This window comes from Segetibacter koreensis DSM 18137 (genome assembly GCF_000374045.1).
GTDB lineage: Bacteria > Bacteroidota > Bacteroidia > Chitinophagales > Chitinophagaceae > Segetibacter > Segetibacter koreensis.
In genome coordinates this window covers 53,947-72,232 of the sequence record NZ_KB893319.1, presented here as the reverse complement: position 1 = coordinate 72,232, position 18,286 = coordinate 53,947, and the positions used below count along the sequence as shown (strand labels likewise).

At 37.9% G+C, this 18,286-nt stretch carries 17 protein-coding genes; 4 read left to right on the top strand and 13 right to left on the bottom strand.

Annotation, left to right across the window (positions count from 1 at the left end):
- Positions 1–129: 129 nt before the first annotated feature.
- From B154_RS0107375 to B154_RS0107360, 4 genes are all read right to left on the bottom strand, one after another.
- Positions 130–1,761: a carboxylesterase/lipase family protein gene (locus B154_RS0107375; RefSeq protein ID WP_018613019.1), complete on the bottom strand. Its 1,632-nt coding sequence runs from the start codon at positions 1,759–1,761 to the stop codon at positions 130–132.
- 192 nt (positions 1,762–1,953) lie between these two features.
- Complete coding sequence (locus B154_RS27900; protein WP_169337650.1) at positions 1,954–2,367, bottom strand: nucleoside deaminase; 414 nt, start codon at positions 2,365–2,367, stop codon at positions 1,954–1,956.
- Between the two features lie 136 nt (positions 2,368–2,503).
- Positions 2,504–4,057, bottom strand: coding sequence for an OmpP1/FadL family transporter (locus tag B154_RS0107365; protein WP_018613015.1), 1,554 nt, complete (start codon positions 4,055–4,057; stop codon positions 2,504–2,506).
- 80 nt (positions 4,058–4,137) lie between these two features.
- The gene (locus tag B154_RS0107360; RefSeq protein WP_018613013.1) at positions 4,138–4,869 is read right to left on the bottom strand and encodes a hypothetical protein; all 732 of its coding nucleotides are present in this window, start codon (positions 4,867–4,869) and stop codon (positions 4,138–4,140) included.
- A 147-nt stretch (positions 4,870–5,016) separates the two neighbouring features.
- Here B154_RS0107360 and proS point away from each other — a divergent pair, with 147 nt between their 5' ends.
- Positions 5,017–6,495 (top strand): proline--tRNA ligase, encoded by a 1,479-nt coding sequence (gene proS / locus B154_RS0107355; RefSeq protein ID WP_018613011.1) that lies wholly within the window; start codon positions 5,017–5,019, stop codon positions 6,493–6,495.
- A gap of 6 nt (positions 6,496–6,501) precedes the next feature.
- Here proS and B154_RS0107350 read toward each other — a convergent pair whose 3' ends face one another.
- The 7 genes from B154_RS0107350 to B154_RS0107310 form a co-directional block, all read right to left on the bottom strand.
- Positions 6,502–6,915, bottom strand: a complete 414-nt coding sequence (locus B154_RS0107350; RefSeq protein WP_018613009.1) for a VOC family protein — start codon at positions 6,913–6,915, stop codon at positions 6,502–6,504.
- 140 nt (positions 6,916–7,055) lie between these two features.
- Entirely contained in the window at positions 7,056–7,634 is a 579-nt protein-coding gene (locus tag B154_RS0107345; protein ID WP_018613007.1) for an O-methyltransferase, read from the bottom strand.
- Between the two features lie 23 nt (positions 7,635–7,657).
- Entirely contained in the window at positions 7,658–8,047 is a 390-nt protein-coding gene (locus tag B154_RS0107340) for a DUF7793 family protein (protein ID WP_018613005.1), read from the bottom strand.
- A 245-nt stretch (positions 8,048–8,292) separates the two neighbouring features.
- Positions 8,293–8,799, bottom strand: a complete 507-nt coding sequence (locus tag B154_RS0107335) for a VOC family protein (protein ID WP_018613003.1) — start codon at positions 8,797–8,799, stop codon at positions 8,293–8,295.
- A 160-nt stretch (positions 8,800–8,959) separates the two neighbouring features.
- Entirely contained in the window at positions 8,960–9,262 is a 303-nt protein-coding gene (locus B154_RS0107330) for a hypothetical protein (RefSeq protein ID WP_018613001.1), read from the bottom strand.
- A 498-nt stretch (positions 9,263–9,760) separates the two neighbouring features.
- Entirely contained in the window at positions 9,761–10,603 is an 843-nt protein-coding gene (locus B154_RS0107315; RefSeq protein ID WP_018612997.1) for a DUF2971 domain-containing protein, read from the bottom strand.
- A 219-nt stretch (positions 10,604–10,822) separates the two neighbouring features.
- Positions 10,823–12,052 carry an NADP-dependent isocitrate dehydrogenase gene (locus tag B154_RS0107310; protein WP_018612995.1) on the bottom strand — a complete coding sequence of 410 codons (1,230 nt, stop codon included), beginning with the start codon at positions 12,050–12,052 and terminating at the stop codon, positions 10,823–10,825.
- A 181-nt stretch (positions 12,053–12,233) separates the two neighbouring features.
- Here B154_RS0107310 and xerD point away from each other — a divergent pair, with 181 nt between their 5' ends.
- Complete coding sequence (gene xerD / locus B154_RS0107305) at positions 12,234–13,142, top strand: site-specific tyrosine recombinase XerD (protein WP_018612994.1); 909 nt, start codon at positions 12,234–12,236, stop codon at positions 13,140–13,142.
- A 68-nt stretch (positions 13,143–13,210) separates the two neighbouring features.
- Here xerD and B154_RS0107300 read toward each other — a convergent pair whose 3' ends face one another.
- A complete protein-coding gene (locus tag B154_RS0107300) occupies positions 13,211–14,035 on the bottom strand; it encodes an adenine nucleotide alpha hydrolase family protein (RefSeq protein ID WP_018612992.1) in 825 nt (274 codons plus the stop codon).
- A gap of 287 nt (positions 14,036–14,322) precedes the next feature.
- On the opposite strand from B154_RS0107300, the gene gyrB reads away from it, so the two are divergent.
- Together gyrB and B154_RS0107290 are read left to right on the top strand one after the other, a co-directional pair.
- Positions 14,323–16,473 carry a DNA topoisomerase (ATP-hydrolyzing) subunit B gene (gyrB, locus tag B154_RS0107295; protein WP_018612990.1) on the top strand — a complete coding sequence of 717 codons (2,151 nt, stop codon included), beginning with the start codon at positions 14,323–14,325 and terminating at the stop codon, positions 16,471–16,473.
- Between the two features lie 212 nt (positions 16,474–16,685).
- The gene (locus tag B154_RS0107290; protein WP_018612988.1) at positions 16,686–16,892 is read left to right on the top strand and encodes a hypothetical protein; all 207 of its coding nucleotides are present in this window, start codon (positions 16,686–16,688) and stop codon (positions 16,890–16,892) included.
- A gap of 397 nt (positions 16,893–17,289) precedes the next feature.
- Here the strand turns inward: B154_RS0107290 and B154_RS0107280 are convergent, their stop codons facing one another.
- Positions 17,290–18,252, bottom strand: a complete 963-nt coding sequence (locus B154_RS0107280; protein WP_018612985.1) for an MBL fold metallo-hydrolase — start codon at positions 18,250–18,252, stop codon at positions 17,290–17,292.
- Positions 18,253–18,286 lie beyond the last annotated feature (34 nt).

The following is an 18,286-nucleotide window of genomic DNA, read 5'->3' as shown; positions in this document are numbered from 1 at the left end:
AAGAATTAGCTTATTTAAAAGTTCCAAATAAAAGCGGCGGATAGAAAAGTTATCCGCCGCTTTTAGCTAACCGCATCAAAAAACTACTAATTATTTAAATGCATGTAAAAACCAGAAAAAGATTTTTATTTATTTGTGTGCAATTTTCTCAAGCAACAGGTATCGTTGCCTGTTTTTATCGGGTTGCACCCTTGTATCAACGTTTATATGCATTACCTCTACAGGACTGCCGACAGTTATAGCAGGCCACGTCGGCACACCTAATCCATTAGGATTTCCTGTTTTGATGAAATTAGCGAAAAAAGCTTCCATAATTTCTGAAACCTTAAAATCTTCAGGTTGCCAGTCATACACTCTGTTTGTTGGAAGATTTCCTAAAGCGTATTCAATTTCTGCAGAATGAACTGCTCCACTTGGAGCAGGCATTTTAACTGCTGTTGAGTCATTACCCTTAATTACTCCTCCAGCCAGTCCTGCAACAGCATTACCCATCTCTGCTCTCATTGCAGGTCTGGGGCGACCATATAAGTAGCGATAAACAGGCTTTCCTCCGGTTTTACTTTGCAAATCAGACCATTTCCACGTGCTGTAGCCAATAAATCTATCACTTGACAGAGCTGTTGCGGCCTTTTCCAATTCCTCATCTGTTGATCCGGAATAAAGCTTAGCGACATCTGTTGCACGATCTCCGTATAACTTTTGTAAAGTCGATGTGAAAGTCTCTTTTGATAATTTATCCTGACCCATAATCGCCCTGTAATTCATTTCTTCCGAGTTCCAACCGACTAGTAAGGGCACATGCGCCTGTTCCCCTTTTGTGAATATTTCTACAGGTGGTTTTGGAAAGAAATAACCGTCGACCGATACAGAAAAACGTGGTGTATTAGGATTGGCTGTAGCTTCGAGAAGTTGCTCGGCAGACATGGCACGAAGTGCAGCTAATGAGTTAGCACCTATGCTATTTCCAAACTTAACCCCTGCCTGTTCTGCTTCAGATAGAGCAACAGGGGGATTTGTTCCAAGTAAAGAACCGCTTTCCCCGATAGCACCAGCAATAAGGTTTTTAGAAAGTGGAGATGCCATCTGGGCACTTACAGAAAATGAACCTGCTGACTCTCCTGCTATAGTCACCCTCTTAGGATCGCCGCCAAAAGCCGAAATATTCTGTTGTACCCAACGTAAAGCAGCGCTCTGATCAAGTAATCCATAGTTTCCCGATGAGTGATGAGTAGATTCTTTAGTTAGCTCGGGATGGGCAAAAAATCCGAAAACAGTAAGACGATAATTGACAGTAACTGTAACAATACCTCTACGAGCCAAACTTTCGCCATCATATCTGGGCTCCGAACCATCACCAGCAATAAATCCACCTCCATAAAAATAAACCATTACCGGTAGCTTTTCGTTAAAAGATTTAGCCGGCGTCCAAACATTCAGATACAGGCAATCTTCACTAACACCGTCAGATCTAAAATTCATGTCTCCAAATACTGCTCTTTGCATCGCCCTGGGACCAAATTTATCTGCTTTCCTTACTCCCTGCCAGTTCTTTACGGGCTGCGGTTCTCTCCAGCGCAGATCTCCAACAGGTGGCGCGGCAAAGGGAATGCCTTTAAACGATTGAACGCCTGATTCATTTGTGCCTTCAAGAGTGCCATTTGAAATCTTAACCATAGGTGCGGAAGATACCGCATCTGATTGAGCCTGTGTTGCGGTCAGTCCTAAAACTGCCGTAAGCAATAAAATAAAATTTCTTTTCATGTAAACAATTTAAAAGTTAGAAGTTATTCCGCTAAAACCTACATTAAACAACGGGTTACTAAAACAAATTACCTGATAGTTTTTGCAACTTATAGCTTAAATATCACAAATAAAAAAAGAGGGAGCAATTATTTTATTAATAGAGAAATCACCTTAATCTCCTCTATAATGGCAACACTTGTAGCGGCTTAATCAGGTATTTGCATCTAAATAAATAACCAGAGGCGCAGGACCCCAATGTGGGGGAACTTCGCTTGTAGTAAGAAGAGGCATTGAAGATGAAGCTCCTCCAAGGTAGCTGGCTTTATTCTGATAAATTACTTTTTTAATTTTATGATACCTAATGGCATATGCACACATGATGCAAGGCTCATGAGTGGAATACAAAACACAATCTGACAGATCATTTGTTTTTAATTGCTGTACCGCCAGTCTTATTGCTTCCAGTTCTGCATGGCAAGTAATATCATTTTTAGTTGTTGCTGCTTCCTCTGCCTCACTTAAAATTTCATCATTTCTTGTTATTAAAGCACCTACAGGTTGATTTCCTTTTAGAGCAGCTTGTTTACTTAAGGTCTCACAACGTTTTATGAAGTAATTATCCATTTCCATATTTATCAAATTTGTTTCTTGTTGTCAGCAATATCTTTCCTCTTGTTGTAAAAATAAAAAATGCCTGTTCTTTTAGTTTAAAAGAACAGGCATTAAGAAGGGTTTTTTTGTATTTATTATAATGTTAGTGCTATAATTTAAATCCAACTGTCATCACTACATTGCCGCGTGTATTTTGCTGCATTGCATAAGTATTTGGCTTATCGGTTAACCGGTAAGGAAAGTTGACGTCTTTATTTAAATTATGAATATAAGTAAGATCGATAAACATACCATGGTTACGATAACCAATGCCACCGCTTACCTGGGCAAGATGTGAGTTTAACGATTTGTCTTTGTATGGATTTGAATAATAAGCTCCGCCGAGCCTAAACATGACAGTATTAAATTTTAACTCGCCTCCTAACCTGTAGTTAAAAGCACTTTTATAGGATTCTTTAATAATACCCTTTAAATCTTCGTAATACTGTTGATCGGCGCTTGTCACATTCTGGCCGTCTGCTTTAAAGTTAGAACCAGGATAACCGACATATTCTATATCTGCGGTAATAAAGCCTCTTTGCCTGCGTATATCATTTACTTCTCTTATAACGTACGAACCGCTAAAGATCGCCTTCCAGGGAGTAGTGGCGGTATATAAAGTTTTGCCCTGCTCTCCATCTGTAAATTGGGTAGAACTGACTTTTCTTACAGGCTGCGAAGTATAATTTTCAGTGGCTGACGTTAGGTCGGTAGTTTGCCTATCAGTTAATGTATAAAATGTTGGTGTATGTACTGCCAGGCCTAACCGTATATATTCCTGCGGCTTAAAAATAAGCCCCAGTTTACCATTAACTCCAAAACCTTTGGTTGTAAGATAATCATTGTATTCGAAATAATCGAAGTTATTGTTTGGATCACCGGAGGGGTCAGATTCCCGGTATTTGGTAAAGCGGGAATAATTGACAATAGGTATGCCAAGGCTACCACCAAGGTAAAGTCTGTCATCCATATTGGCGGCATAGCCCAAGGCCAATTCATAAATGCCTCCTTTGGTATCGATGGTTTTTTGCTGGTCTAACGAAATGTTTTTTTCAAGCAAAAACTCCGGAAGCCCTTTTATATTATAACCGCCATTTCCGTTGGGAAAAGTGTCTATAAGATAAGTATATATGGCCGGAGCAGTTCCGTAGGCAAAGCCGGGGTTATTTAATGCTTCATCAAGGCTTAAACCGCTGTTTCTTAATTCTTCGGTAAATTGTTCTGTGTAGCTGCTTAGATTGTTACTGCCTTTGTAAGAAACAAAATTATTAAAATTAGCTGTCTGGCTTATTCCAAAACTAAATGCCTGGTTTGTCCACTTACTGTTACGGCTGTTAAAGCCAATCACTATACCGCTTGTTCCTAGGTCAAAAGCTGATTTATTTGATTTAGTATCAGTACCACGAAAATTTGCCTTATTATTATTAAACAAAAATCCAGGGCTTAAAACTAATTCTCTTGTTTTATAAAGACCCAGGCCGGCAGGGTTTACATACAGCGCATTTATATCTCCGCCTAAAGATCCCATTGCTCCTCCAATTGCCATGTTTCGTGCACTACCATGTTGAGGAAAGTAACTATATCTTAAAACATCTTCCGGCAACTGTGCCATAGAGGCAAAAAAACCAATGGTCGCCGCCGCAGAAAGTAGAAACTTTTTCATAATTATATGGTTAATAAAAACCGCATTCTGTGAATACGGTTTTTGTTTTTTTGCATTTGTAAAATCCTAAAAAATATTTATTAACGGGGAGGACGTGAAACTCCTCCGCTTGGACGTGCACCACCTGAAGAACTGCCAGATGAAGAAGGCGTATAACTTCTTTCGGGAGCACGGTAAGTGTTATTGTTATTATTGGTATTAATGTTTCTGTTACTATAATTGGTGTTTTCGTTAGGAGTAAACACCCTTTTAATTGAATTACCAAGACCTTGCCTGTTATAGTTTGAGTTATAATTATTATAGTTCCGGTTGCTATAACCTCTCAGTGACGGCCTGCTTACATTAGAAGACATTTTTAAAGGATATTTAGAAATATAGATATTGCTGTAAGGAATGTACCCAAAACCAAGAGGAGAATATCCTCCATAGTAATTATAACCAAGTGAAAACATCGGGTTGTAATAAAAAGGACTCGCCCAGTTATTCCACGCATATGGATTGTTCCAGACGTAAAAATTGTTCCAGTTGCTTCTGTAATAATCAAAAGAATAAGAAGGCATATAACGGCTGTCATTCCAATATTCATAATCGTCAATAGGAGACCACCTGTTTCTGTCTCTTACTTTCATTCGGAGATATTGATCATCCTGTGAACTTAAGTAGTCTTCATATTTATCCTGCTTTGCTACGCTTCTTTCAGCTCTTGCCGGTGAAAAATAGACATCATCGGGAGTCTGGGTTGCTTTATAGGCAGATGAGCAACCTGTAACAAGGGCAGCTATCAAACCATAAAGTAAAATTTTGTATTTCATATTACAAGGGTTAAAAAGTTTTATCTAATTCGAAGTTATTACTTTTGCGCCGCTTACCACAATCTGTTTGATTAATATATTGTCAAAGATTTTGCCAATTGTTTTATAACATTAACGCAATGATTAAGGTAAGAAAAAAATTCTATTATGAGCAAAGAAATCACTTCACGCAGTGCAGATTATTCTCAATGGTATAATGACCTTATCATTAAAAGCGGACTTGCAGATTACAGCGCAGTTCGTGGGTGTATGGTTATAAAACCTTACGGTTTTGCTCTATGGGAAAACATGCGTGACGTGCTCGATAAAATGTTTAAGGATACCGGCCATCAGAATGCTTATTTCCCATTATTTGTTCCTAAAAGTCTATTTGAGAAAGAAGAAGAAAATGCAGAGGGATTTGCAAAAGAATGTGCCGTGGTAACGCACTATCGCCTTAAAGTAAACCCGGAAAAAAAAGGTGCTTTAATGGTAGATCCTGAAAGCAAACTTGAAGAAGAACTGGTAATAAGGCCCACCAGTGAGGCTATTATCTGGAACACCTATAAAAGCTGGATACAAAGTTACCGCGATCTGCCTTTGCTTATAAATCAGTGGGCTAATGTAGTAAGGTGGGAAATGCGCACCCGTTTATTTTTACGTACAGCCGAGTTTTTATGGCAGGAAGGACATACCGCTCATGCTACAGCAGATGAAGCAGTTGCAGAAACCCGCCAAATGCTGGAAGTCTACGCAGACTTTGCAGAAAGTTATATGGCAATGCCTGTCGTAAAAGGCGTAAAGAGCGCTAACGAACGTTTTGCGGGCGCAGTTGATACTTATTGCATTGAGGCATTGATGCAGGATGGTAAAGCTTTGCAGGCCGGAACTTCTCATTTTTTGGGGCAAAACTTTGCAAAAGCATTCGATGTAAAATTTAGTGATAAAGAAAATAAGCTTGACTATGTTTGGGCCACAAGCTGGGGCGTCAGTACAAGACTGATAGGCGCCCTGGTAATGGCTCACAGCGATGATGATGGATTGGTTCTTCCTCCCAAACTTTCGCCAATACAGGTTGTAATTGTACCAATATTTAAGGGAGAAGAGCAAAAGAAAATGATAGATGAAAAGGTGGGCACTTTGGTAAAAGAACTGAAACAGGCAGGAATAAAGGTAAAGTATGATGATAGTGAAAACGCAAGGCCAGGGTGGAAGTTTGCAGAGTACGAAATGAAAGGCGTGCCTGTAAGAATTGGAATAGGAGCAAGAGATATTCAAAATAATGTGGTAGAAGTTGCAAGACGTGACACAAAGGAGAAAAAAAGTTATCCAATTGAAGGCCTCACTCAAAGTATTACAAACCTGCTGGATGAAATACAGCAAAGCATTTATGACAAGGCAAACACTTATCACCAGGAACATATCACAAAAGCGGAAAATTGGGATGAATTTGTAAAGCTGCTTGATGAAAAAACAGGCTTTATCTCCGCTCACTGGGATGGAACAGGTGAAACGGAAGACAAAATAAAAGAACTTACAAAAGCAACAATTCGTTGTATTCCTTTGAGTAATGAGCAGGAAGAAGGAAAATGTATACTTACAGGTAAGCCTTCTAAGGAGAGGGTGTTGTTTGCACGAGCGTATTAATGTGTACTAGGCGGCGAGAGGACGGGCAATTTCCCAATGAAGACCGAAAGGATCAACAAGGCGACCCGTTCTCCAGCCATGCTCTTCACTTACTGGAAAGATTTGAGACGCCCCGGCTTGTAATGCCTTTGCAAAGAACGCATCAGGATCTGATACTGTTAAAATCATTCGGACTGAACCACCTCCAAGATTTTCCGGACCTAAGCTCGGGTTGTCAGAAGCTCCGCTGCTTAGCCAAAACTCTGCACCGTCAACAGAAAGTCTTACGATAAGATCTCCATCAGGCGCTTCGAGGCGATACACCTCTATTGCTCCAAAGGCAGACTTATAAAAATCAACTGCTTTTACACTATCCCTTATTGATAACCAGGGAACGATGGAACTTGGAACTGGCGGAGTTGTAACTTCAATAGTATTCATTTAGATTAAAATTTAAAGGAATAATAAATATAATTGAATGAATCTTATTTATTGCTCTACCAAAGTAAATGCAAAGACTTTACATTGTCTTTATCAATCATTTTCAGCTCCTTTTTTTATAATTGATTTTTGAAAACCTTTTACTTTTTAACGGCCACAATTATTCCGGTAGCCCACGCTTGCTTTGTTAGCAATACATTTTCATTAGCTTCTAAACTTTTAACCAGGTCAATTGCTTTTTGATCATGTCCTTCGGGCCAGTTAGGTTGAGGTAGCATATCGTCAATAATATAAAGACCGCCTTTATGTAACATCGATAATGTTTCATTTAACAGAAGATATTTTCCATGCCAGGTATCTGCAAAAATATAATTAAACTTTTGATGCTTATTCTTGTTGATCCATTCACCTCCGTCGGAAGTGACTAAGTTTAATCGCTCGTCATTTCCAAGGAACTGCTCAGCAATTTCAAGAAAAACAGGGTCATTATCAATTGAAATCAGTGTTGAATTATTATCCATTCCATCAAGAATCCAGGCTGTAGAAAGACCGGTTCCGGTACCCAATTCAAGAAATTTGCCCGAGGGTTTAGAAGCAGCAAGTGTGCGAAGTAGAGAGCACGTTAAAACATCTGACGCCATTGTAAAACCTGATGCTTTAGTTGCCTCATTAATGTCAAGATAACTCTTAGGGAATTGTTGATTTACTTCGTCTGTCATGGATCGTTTGTTCAATTACCGTTTTACAAATACTGTTTTAGCCACTCTTTCGCTTGTTTGTCATCTGTAAAGTTTTTCATTGGTATTGGCGGCTGTTTCAATTTAAAAAGTACATTCATTATTATACTTGCAAGCCCGGGTTTTGAAACCATTGCCATTGCGGTATATACGTTTGGTAATTCTTTTGTCACAAACCTTCGTGTCTCTTTATCAGGGACTGGAGAATTGCTTAAATAAATTAATAAAGGGACTTTTTTGTTGTTAGTGATCTGTCTTACCAATGCAATGTTTTCTGTTATGTTGCCAACCGTTCGCCTTGGACTTTTAGATAGCGAAATAAGAATGCCATCATCATCGAGCCAATAGGTAGCAATTTCTCCCTCGAAAATTTGTCTGTCTGTTGGTGGCGTCATTTATTCGAACTGTTAATCGGTATTAATTTGGTAAAGTAATCACTTTCCACGCTAAGTTCTGAACTTACTCTTTTTTAATTCTTAAAAGTTGTTTCTGTGTAGCGAACAGGCTCAGGAGTAGCCATCGAAGTTAATTTATAGATTATCAGTATCCTTGAAATTTGCTTTTGTTTATTTTTATAAAATATTAATATCCTCTTCATCAAGGCTTTTATGTATTGTACTACCTTACAGTTTTACATTGCTTAGCTCTTCATTTTCTGAACTGCCTTTTCACCGGCTTCTGTAATACCCATTACTTCCGTAAAAACGCCCAGGTCTTTAGTTGTGTCGAAGAAAACAATATTGGCAATCGGGTGATTAACGCTCGTTATTATTGGGAGTCCTTTATTTGCCATTTCGGAAATGACTTTGTCAAGATTAGCAACGGGTATGCTATAAGCGACATGATGCACACCGCCGGCAGGATTTTTATCAAGATAATCCTGAAAAATACTGCTTCCTGAAAGGGGCTGAATTAGTTCGATGAATGTGCCACCCGAGTAAGCCATCGAAACGAGGCTTTCACCATCACATGGCTCTCCATAATATGTCGATTCAAATTCTTCTAAACGAATGATCTCTGCTTTACTAAAATTATCTATGCCCATTGCTTCTCTAAAAAACGTTTGCGCAGCTGTAATATCTTTTACTACCCACCCGATTTGAGCGAAATTTGAAACAAAAGGCGATTTTGACGCTATCATATGCATACAATTGATTTTGGTTTTCAAAAGTAGTCATCAAACATAATTGTTATGATGGTCATTTGAGACATTGTTTAGGGCTGGTTGCGCCAACTTTTGAATTGCCGAACTTTGGGTGGCTTACAGTTTGCGATTTACAATTGTTAATGTGACGCCTGGATAAAAATCAACAACAGTCATGAAGAACACGGTCATGCACAATTACAAATGTCATCCATAACACGACTAGAATTAATAGCAAATTAATAATTGTGAGTGTTGTGTAATAATTTCTCTGAAAATCATTGGACTTGCTAATAATTTTTTTGGCGTAAAACTTAGAAGCAATTGGAATCAGAGCCACTAACAATAACACAATAATCCCCGGATAAAGACCAGTGATTGCAACACCAATAATGCTGAGTACTGCTACCGTAATGGCTAATACCATTGATATGGAGGTAACAGTGGCAAATGTTTTTGCTTCCATTTTGAGAATAATTTAAGTTTTAAAAATTATTGGCGACCTAAAAATATAAAAAGCACTTTGAACCACAAAGTAAATTAAGCCTTGCCGCCAAACTAAAAGAGGTTGGCAGAGGATAGCTTAATTACTTCGTAATGGCAAGTATAACAGGCAAACTTAAAGACGTCGACCAGTTGGGTAAGCAACAGGCAGCACTAATGCATTTGGTACGACTGGAAGAAACCTGAACGCAAAGGGAAAATGTTGTACGCTTAGGTGTAGACCACGCGCCGTTCTTATGCATGCAGCAGAACAAGAATGGGATGACAGCGGGTACACAAAGCCTGATACTGGCAACAACTGTTACCCTGCAAAGACTAAAGAAACGAGGATATGAAACAGTGCCCGACTCTACATTAACGTATCGCCACTACTTAATGAAACGCTGTACGAGGCCGTAAGTACAGTGGTATGAGAGGTGTTCCATGCTACCTACAAGTAACAGTTCCCTCTACTCGACAGTTATTCGCTACCTAGTCTTTCAAATAGTCCTTTAATTAATGGATCAGTACTTAAACCTATAACCCTTGTTTCCTTAGAAAATAGTTCGCCTGGGCAATCCCAATTAATAATTTTGAGAGACTCATCTTTCTTAACAGCAACCTTAAATTCCATTGCATTGGAGACACTAGCCACATCTTTTTTGAATGCTTCAATTTCTCGATTTGTAACCTTCATACCAAAAATGATTCCTTTTAAAAAATTGGGCTCAAAGTCAATATACTCATTATCCAAATCAAATGTTATCATCCGGTATTCCTTCTCATATTCCCAATCCCTGCCTTTCACACAAAAAAGGTGAGCAAGTGCATTTATACGGCTCTCGCAAAAATTAACTTTCTTAAATTTTTTATATTCAACTAACCCTTCTATACCAAGTTTAAACTTCTTCTCATCTTTAAATCTTTCTCCTATAGCTACAGTATTATCGAAAATTAAGCAAGCGCCTAAATGCTTATCGCCATAGTGTGACCATAATAATGGATGATCATTGATCGTAGAGAACGAACAAATCTTTGATCTCTTGATTTTTCCAATTTGAACTCTTTTATAAAGTTCAGCCCAATTAAGCTCTTTTATTCTATCTCCATGTTCGGCCCGTGCTTTTTCTCGTATTCTTTTCTCGTATATCTTAAACTCTTCATCAGTTTTGGATACATCAAACGTGAGTCTTTCTATATTGCAATCGAAAGGATCATTAAAGTCAAACGGCTTTGTAAATTTCAGTTTACCGCCTATAATTATTCTTTTTGCCGAATCTAAGGATGCGAACTTATAAAGACGCTTGATTCTATTTGTTTCCATGTTCTTTTAGTAATTGCAGGCAACACGAAAATATAAGACTTCCACAATATTTTCCTAAAAAATTTAATAACTAAAAGTCAATACTTTTCTTTTTTCCTTTTTCAATAACACTGTCCAAACACGGAATTTTCTTACTTCGGATAAAGAACAGATAAAGCACTTGTAAATCAAAAATGCCGGACAATCATCCGGCATTTCTTATAAATCTAGTTTTGGTTTTTACTTACCCAGCTTCGCTTTCAGATTCGTATCTAACGCATCTAAAAATTCTTCGGTGTACAAATAATCTGTGCCGTGCTCAACTTTTGGTTTTATAGTTATTGCAAGGTCTTTGGTCATTTTTCCGCTTTCAACTGTTTCTATACACACCTGCTCCAAAGCATGACAGAAATTAATCAGTTCCTGGTTATTATCTAATTTTCCACGAAACTCAAGACCTCTTGTCCATGCGAAAATAGAAGCTATCGGGTTGGTAGAAGTTGGCTTACCCTTTTGGTGCTCGCGGTAGTGGCGGGTTACAGTGCCATGCGCAGCTTCGGCTTCCATAACAGTACCATCAGGAGTAACCAAAGTAGAGGTCATTAATCCTAATGAACCAAACCCTTGTGCTACTGTATCACTTTGTACGTCTCCATCATAATTTTTACAAGCCCATACAAAATTGCCATGCCATTTCAAAGCGCTTGCAACCATGTCATCAATCAGGCGATGCTCGTAAGTAAGGCCGGCAGCATCAAATTTTGCTTTAAATTCGGTTTGATAAATATTCTCAAAAATATCTTTAAAGCGGCCATCATATTTTTTAAGAATGGTATTTTTCGTAGATAAGTACAAAGGCCATCCTTTCATCAACGATTGGTTAAAACAAGCTCTTGCAAAACCTGTAATGCTTTCATCGGTATTGTACATGGTCAATGCAACGCCATCTCCTTTAAAATTGTACACTTCAAACTCCTGTACATTTCCGTCTTCACCTTCAAACTTTACTGTCAGTTTTCCTTTGCCTTTGGTTACAAAGTCGGTAGCACGGTACTGATCGCCAAATGCATGACGACCAATACAGATCGGCGCGGTCCAGTTAGGAACAAGGCGGGGTACATTACTCATAACGATTGGCTCACGAAAAACAGTACCATCTAAAATGTTACGAATGGTTCCATTGGGAGATTTCCACATTTGTTTCAGGCCAAATTCCTCTACGCGTTGCTCATCAGGAGTAATGGTAGCGCATTTAATGCCTACACCATATTGTTTTATGGCATTTGCAGAGTCTATAGTAACCTGGTCATTGGTTTCATCGCGGTGCTGAATACCAAGATCATAATATTTAATATCCACATCTAAATATGGAAGAATTAGTTTGTCCTTGATAAATCTCCAGATAATTCGTGTCATCTCATCACCATCCAATTCAACAACCGGATTGGCTACTTTAATTTTTTCCGCCATCGTTATTAGTTTAGATTTTTTTTTAAAAGGTTTACAAAAGTAAGGGTTGATCTTTTATATGTAAATAAAACATTTAGCAAAAGGCGACCATACATAAATAAAATTTGTACAGGATGAAAAATGTAGGCTAATCTCCTGTCAGACAAATTCAAAGAGTAACTTGCAGCTAAACGTTTGATAAATGTGGGAATCGTATAAGAAAGGCTTTAAGGCGTACCTGCAACTCGAAAAATCGCTAAGTGACAATTCCGTGGAGGCTTACATGCGTGATGTTGAAAAGCTAACCACTTTTTTGATTGCAACCGAACAGAAAAAGAGTCCGGCAGATGTAGAAATGAAAAATCTGCAGCAATTTATAAAATGGGTGAGCGAACTTGGTATGACGGCATCCTCCCAGGCAAGAACAATCTCTGGCCTGAAAGGATTTTACAAATATTGTCTTATAGAAAATATTGTAACGGTAGACCCTACCTCTTTGCTGGAAGCACCAAAGCTTAAACGAAGTCTGCCCGATGTGTTGAGCTTTGATGAAATTGAAAAAATTATAGGACAGATTGATCAAAGCAAACCTGAAGGCGGACGAAACAAAGCTATTCTTGAGACGATGTATAGTTGCGGCCTTCGTGTAACTGAGGTTGTAAACCTGCAAATAAGTTGCTTATATCTTGATGTTGGTTTTATAAGAGTAACAGGTAAGGGAAACAAAGAAAGACTGGTGCCAATTGGAGCGGACGCGGTTAAATACATCAAATTGTATAAAGACAATATCCGTGTACATGTACCTTTAAAAAAAGGCTGTGAAGACATTTTATTTGTAAATAAAAGAGGCGGGCAATTATCGAGAATAATGATATTTTACATTATTAAAGATTTAGCGAAAAAAGCATCTATCACTAAAAATATCTCTCCGCATACTTTTCGCCACTCATTTGCAACACATCTTGTAGAAGGCGGAGCAGACCTGCGTGCAGTGCAGGAAATGCTGGGGCATGAAAGCATCACCACAACGGAAATATACACCCATCTCGACCGGGATTTTCTCAGGAGTACTTTGCAACAATTTCATCCCGCTTTTAAGGGCACGCATTAGGTAGTTTTATCCATTTTGTTTTTAATAAAAATATTATTGTTCTCATTCTTTTTTTTAACAAAAAGCAATTAAGATGAATGTGCAATAAATACAGGAACACTATGTCGTTCTATTGTTTTCTCGACAAAACTCTCCTTTAGTAAGTTAGACAAAGCAGAGCGACTGAAAGCACCTGTTACTAATAACGTATCCTTACCCAACTGTATGCTGTCGCTTAAATTTTTAGAGGCTGAAGCATGAAGTTTTTCAATGTTCAGATTTGGGAAGTGACGGGAAGTATATTCTTCAAGATATTCAATATCAGGAATATTTTCGTTCTCCTCATTTTTAATATATATAATGGTTGTCTGAAGATTTGAAAAGGCTGGAAAAAGCAGGGAAAACAATTTTAAGGCAAATAAAGATTGTCGTTTCCCATCATAAGCAATCATTATTTTTTCGATAGGTATATAGTTTTCAGGAATAACCATCACCGGGCACTCTGCGTAATGCATTACCTGGCGCATAAAATGGTTTGGTTGTTCGCCGCCCCAGTTTTTAAAAAACATTTCTTCACTAATAACCAATAAATCTGAAAACCGGGATTCTTTTACGAGGTCAATTACATTCCACGATTGGCCAGCCTCATGCAGTCTATATTCTATGCCGTTTTTTACACAATCTTCTTTAAAGACTTTTATGGTGTTTTCTACATTTTCGTTTTCATCCTCTACCAGGCTTGCTAATGGGGCAAAGTCAGGATAAATGGAGGTTGGTATAAGAATCCGGTAATCTATCGATAGAAAAATAATACCTGTCAGTAATATTTTCTCTGTTTCATTGAGCGATTTAATAAAATCAAAAGCTCCTGTCGAAAAGTTTTTTCCATCGCATACAAAAAGAACTTTTTTCATAATTTTTTTCAGATGATTGTTTAGCTAAAGCTATACAGCTGAAAGCATGGTTATTATGATTTGAAGAAGAGTCTTGTATGATTAATATCAGAAAAAAGTGGCTTTTAGCACATCGCCAGTAAATCTATTCCAAAAAAGAATTTTTCGCTTTTTAAGTGTATTTCCAAACGTTAGTAACAATATTCATTTTAGCCATTTTACATGCGATTTCTTTAACCACTTCTTATAAATCTTTACAGTACAAATATGCGAAAAATATATATTTTCTCAAACGGATAGAATGCTGATTGAAGTTAAAAAAAGGCCTTCGAAACCTTCATTTTTCTGTAGAGTTCACAACTTTATCGCAGGAGCGTAAACATAGGTTAAAACCTTCGTTTTTATGCCTGAAAGACCTTTATTTTTCGTACATTCGCCCACCTGTTGCAATGCAAAAAAAGCAGGATAATCAATCAGTTATGGAAGTTGAAATTTTAAATGATGCCGCAGCGCAAAATCTAAACTACGGAGCCGATAGTATTCAGGTTCTGGAAGGTTTGGAAGCAGTTCGCAAAAGGCCGGCGATGTACATTGGAGATGTTGGTGTAAAAGGATTACATCACCTGGTGTATGAGGTGGTAGATAACAGTATTGACGAGGCCCTTGCGGGTTATTGCAAAAATATTAATGTAACGATACACGAAGACAATTCTATTAGTGTAAGTGATGATGGACGTGGAATACCAACCGGGATAAATACAAAAGAAAACCGTAGTGCACTTGAGATTGTAATGACTGTGTTGCATGCCGGTGGTAAGTTTGATAAGAACACGTATAAAGTGAGTGGCGGTTTGCACGGGGTGGGTGTAAGTTGCGTAAACGCATTAAGCACAACCCTTCACGTTACCGTACACAGGGAGGGTAAAATATTTGAACAGGAATATCACTGTGGTTTTCCCCAGTACCCTGTTAGGGAAATAGGCACGTCTGAAATTACAGGAACAACGGTGCGGTTCTGGCCCGATGATACCATTTTCCAGGAAACTATATTCAAAAGAGATATACTGGAAGGTCGCCTGAGAGAACTTTCTTATTTAAACAGGAAAATCACCATTAACATTACAGATTTACGTGAAACGGATGAAGAAGGAAAACCCTACTTTAAAAGTTTTTATAGTGAAGGCGGAATTGTTGAGTTTGTAGAAATGCTCGATAAAAATGGTCATCGCACTCCCCTTATTCCTACTACTTTGTTTGTTGAGGGTTTTGATGAAGCAAGTATGGTGGCCGTAGAAGTGGCTATGACGTATAATGACGACTTTAAAGAACATATCTTTTCTTATGTAAACAACATCAATACCATTGAAGGGGGAACGCATGTGACCGGCTTCAGGCAGGCATTAACTCGCGTGTTTAAAAACTTTGGTGACAGAAATGGTTTATTTGAAAAAGCGAAGGTTGTTGTAGAAGGCGACGACTTCAGGGAAGGGCTAAGCGCAATTATTTCGGTAAAAGTACCAGAGCCACAATTTGAAGGACAAACAAAAACTAAACTAGGTAATAGCGAGGTTAGCGGTATTGTACAAACCACAGTTGCACGGTCATTAGAAGCTTACCTGGAGGAAAATCCAAGAGAAGCAAAAAACGTTATTTCTAAAATAGTTTTAGCGGCACAGGCGCGGGTGGCAGCAAAAAAGGCGAGGGAAATGGTGCAACGCAAAACTGTCTTAAGTGGTGGCGGATTGCCGGGAAAATTGGCTGATTGCTCAGAAAGGGATCCTGAAAAAACAGAACTGTACCTGGTAGAGGGCGACTCTGCAGGCGGTACTGCAAAACAAGGACGTGAAAGAAGTTTCCAGGCTATACTGCCATTGAGGGGTAAGATACTGAATGTAGAAAAAGCAATGGAGCATAAGATTTATGAGAACGAGGAAATACGGAATTTGTATACAGCCTTGGGAGTAACGGTAGGAACTCCCGAAGACCCAAAGCAGTTAAATCTTGGTAAGCTTCGCTACCATAAACTGATAATAATGACGGATGCCGATGTAGATGGCAGTCATATAGCAACACTGATACTAACTTTTATATTTCGTTATATGAAAGAACTGGTACAGGCCGGTTATGTGTACATAGCGCAGCCACCATTGTACCTGGTAAAAAAAGGTAAAGAACAGGAATACGCCTATTCAGAAGAACAGCGTAAACATTGGGTTGAGAAATTAGGCGGAGGCAAAGACGACTCTGTTACAATACAGCGGTATAAGGGTTTGGGTGAGATGAACTCAGAACAACTTTGGGAAACTACAATGGATCCTGCTCGTCGTACTTTAAAAAGGGTAACTATAGAGAGCCTGGCTACTGCTGATGAAATCTTTAGTATGCTAATGGGAGATGAAGTTCCTCCGAGACGTGCATTTATTGAAAATCACGCTAAATATGCTAAAATTGATGCATAAAGAATAGCTGAAAAGTGAGAAAAGTGGAAAAAGTACTTTTTCTCACTTTTACTTAAAAAAAGTAATATATATTTGATAAATTGTAAAACACGAAATTAAGTTTGAAAACAGCTTTCTCACTTTTTTGGATATAAGTTGTATGTCTTAAAAAATTTGTAGATTGTGCCCTGTTTTTAAAGGTTTTGTATTTACTAACTTAAAAAATTTTAACAATGGATAATGAAAAAATGATTAAAGCCTATTGTTTGAAGACCAAAGAAAAAAATGTTCCTATGCATGATGCTGTTATAACCAAAACCGCAAGAGGTGGTTATATGGCTGGGGGCCATGATGGTAAAGGCAACAAAATGGCGGCAATATTAAGTGAAGCAAAAGCTTTAAAGGCAATTGAAGATGGAGTTGCCAAAAAAGGATTTTAATCATTTATAAATTGTAAACTTATTTACAAAAAGGCCATCTAACATTATTAATGAGATGGCCTTTTCAGTGTACCCGGCTATAGAAAAAGAGGCGCTTGTTTAAGGCGCCTCCTTTTATTTATTTTCTTTATTAACATATGCTTAGTAATCTTTTTGCTCGTTCTAATCGTCTTAATAGACAGCCAATGCAATTTTCAATAAGAAAATCTGTTTTGACTCGTACGATTGTTAATTATAAAATTGCCAAGAAATGTTTGAAGACGATTTTTATGAAGCTATGGATGTTACCTCCATTGGTATTACCCTTGATGAATTATTAGAATATTATCGGGTGCTCAGTTTACAGTAATTAAAGCACACTTCCTTTCACTTATCTTTCGGAAATCATCTTATTTTTTTATAATTGTAATACCTCACCCTGATTAGGAAAAATAAGATGAACCTGAAGAGTATTTAATTCAAATAATTGACTTTTTATTTGTCTTTCGCTATCGCCTGATGGTTTTATGTGTGTTATCAGTACAGCAACATTCTTCATTGCAGCTTTTCCTGTTATTTTCGCCAGGTTTTGCATTTCATTCATCAATAGCCTGGGTGTAAGGTGACCAAAAAGCTGGTTTTGCGGTTGTTGATCAGGAAAGGAAGCTTCTATAAAAATACCCTTCAATTTCTTCGTCTTTACCAACGGCGCAACTTGCTGCCACAACAAATGCAGGTTATTAGTCTTTTCAACTTCGTCAGCGCCGGTATCTCCCAGATAAAGCAAGTAAGCGCTATCGTAGCGAATCAAAAATGCTGTACTTTGATAAGGTTTGGAATGACTTAATGGAAAGGCTTTTACATACATTTCTGTATTTTGAATAGAAGTTTCTTTATCATGCGACAAATAAGTATAGTAATATTTTTTGAGAGTCGGTTTATCACCTTCATTCGCAAAATTTGCCCAGCTTCTCCAGGTAAAATATTTATCTTTTAAGATGTCAAGACAATAAGGCAAGCCGTAAATATTTTTTACAGTGTCCTCTGGTGAGTTTATTATTAGCCCTGAAATATGATCGAGGTGAGCGTGAGATATAAGATATCCTTTAATATAATTTCTTAAAACATTTGAAGTACTTGAATTGAAGATCTTTGCTTTTACTGCTTTCTCAATTCCAAAATGCAGGGTACCGGCGTCTAAGCATATGTAACTATTGCTACCAACGGGAGCAACCATATAGGAAGATAAATTGCTTTCATCGAGACCACCGTTAACGCCAAGAGGAATAATTTTAAAGGTTGGAGCTATGCTGGGTTGGGCATATGTGTTAAAAGAAAAACAAATAAAGGATAATAAAAAGTAACGGAAAAAATTATTCATTGAATAAAAATAAATTATAAGCACAAACTTATTA

Bases quoted from the DNA above. Each gene is read 5' to 3' on its own strand.
- B154_RS0107315 (WP_018612997.1), bottom strand. From the start codon at position 10,603: ATGGAAACAAATAGAATCAAGCGTCTTTATAAGTTCGCATCCTTAGAT.
- B154_RS0107310 (WP_018612995.1), bottom strand. From the start codon at position 12,052: ATGGCGGAAAAAATTAAAGTAGCCAATCCGGTTGTTGAATTGGATGGT.
- B154_RS0107335 (WP_018613003.1), bottom strand. From the start codon at position 8,799: ATGCATATGATAGCGTCAAAATCGCCTTTTGTTTCAAATTTCGCTCAA.
- B154_RS0107345 (WP_018613007.1), bottom strand. From the start codon at position 7,634: ATGACAGACGAAGTAAATCAACAATTCCCTAAGAGTTATCTTGACATT.
- B154_RS0107350 (WP_018613009.1), bottom strand. From the start codon at position 6,915: ATGAATACTATTGAAGTTACAACTCCGCCAGTTCCAAGTTCCATCGTT.
- B154_RS0107330 (WP_018613001.1), bottom strand. From the start codon at position 9,262: ATGGAAGCAAAAACATTTGCCACTGTTACCTCCATATCAATGGTATTA.
- proS (WP_018613011.1), top strand. From the start codon at position 5,017: ATGAGCAAAGAAATCACTTCACGCAGTGCAGATTATTCTCAATGGTAT.
- B154_RS0107290 (WP_018612988.1), top strand. From the start codon at position 16,686: ATGGATAATGAAAAAATGATTAAAGCCTATTGTTTGAAGACCAAAGAA.
- B154_RS0107280 (WP_018612985.1), bottom strand. From the start codon at position 18,252: ATGAATAATTTTTTCCGTTACTTTTTATTATCCTTTATTTGTTTTTCT.
- B154_RS0107300 (WP_018612992.1), bottom strand. From the start codon at position 14,035: ATGAAAAAAGTTCTTTTTGTATGCGATGGAAAAAACTTTTCGACAGGA.
- B154_RS0107375 (WP_018613019.1), bottom strand. From the start codon at position 1,761: ATGAAAAGAAATTTTATTTTATTGCTTACGGCAGTTTTAGGACTGACC.
- xerD (WP_018612994.1), top strand. From the start codon at position 12,234: ATGTGGGAATCGTATAAGAAAGGCTTTAAGGCGTACCTGCAACTCGAA.
- B154_RS0107365 (WP_018613015.1), bottom strand. From the start codon at position 4,057: ATGAAAAAGTTTCTACTTTCTGCGGCGGCGACCATTGGTTTTTTTGCC.
- B154_RS0107360 (WP_018613013.1), bottom strand. From the start codon at position 4,869: ATGAAATACAAAATTTTACTTTATGGTTTGATAGCTGCCCTTGTTACA.
- B154_RS0107340 (WP_018613005.1), bottom strand. From the start codon at position 8,047: ATGACGCCACCAACAGACAGACAAATTTTCGAGGGAGAAATTGCTACC.
- B154_RS27900 (WP_169337650.1), bottom strand. From the start codon at position 2,367: ATGGATAATTACTTCATAAAACGTTGTGAGACCTTAAGTAAACAAGCT.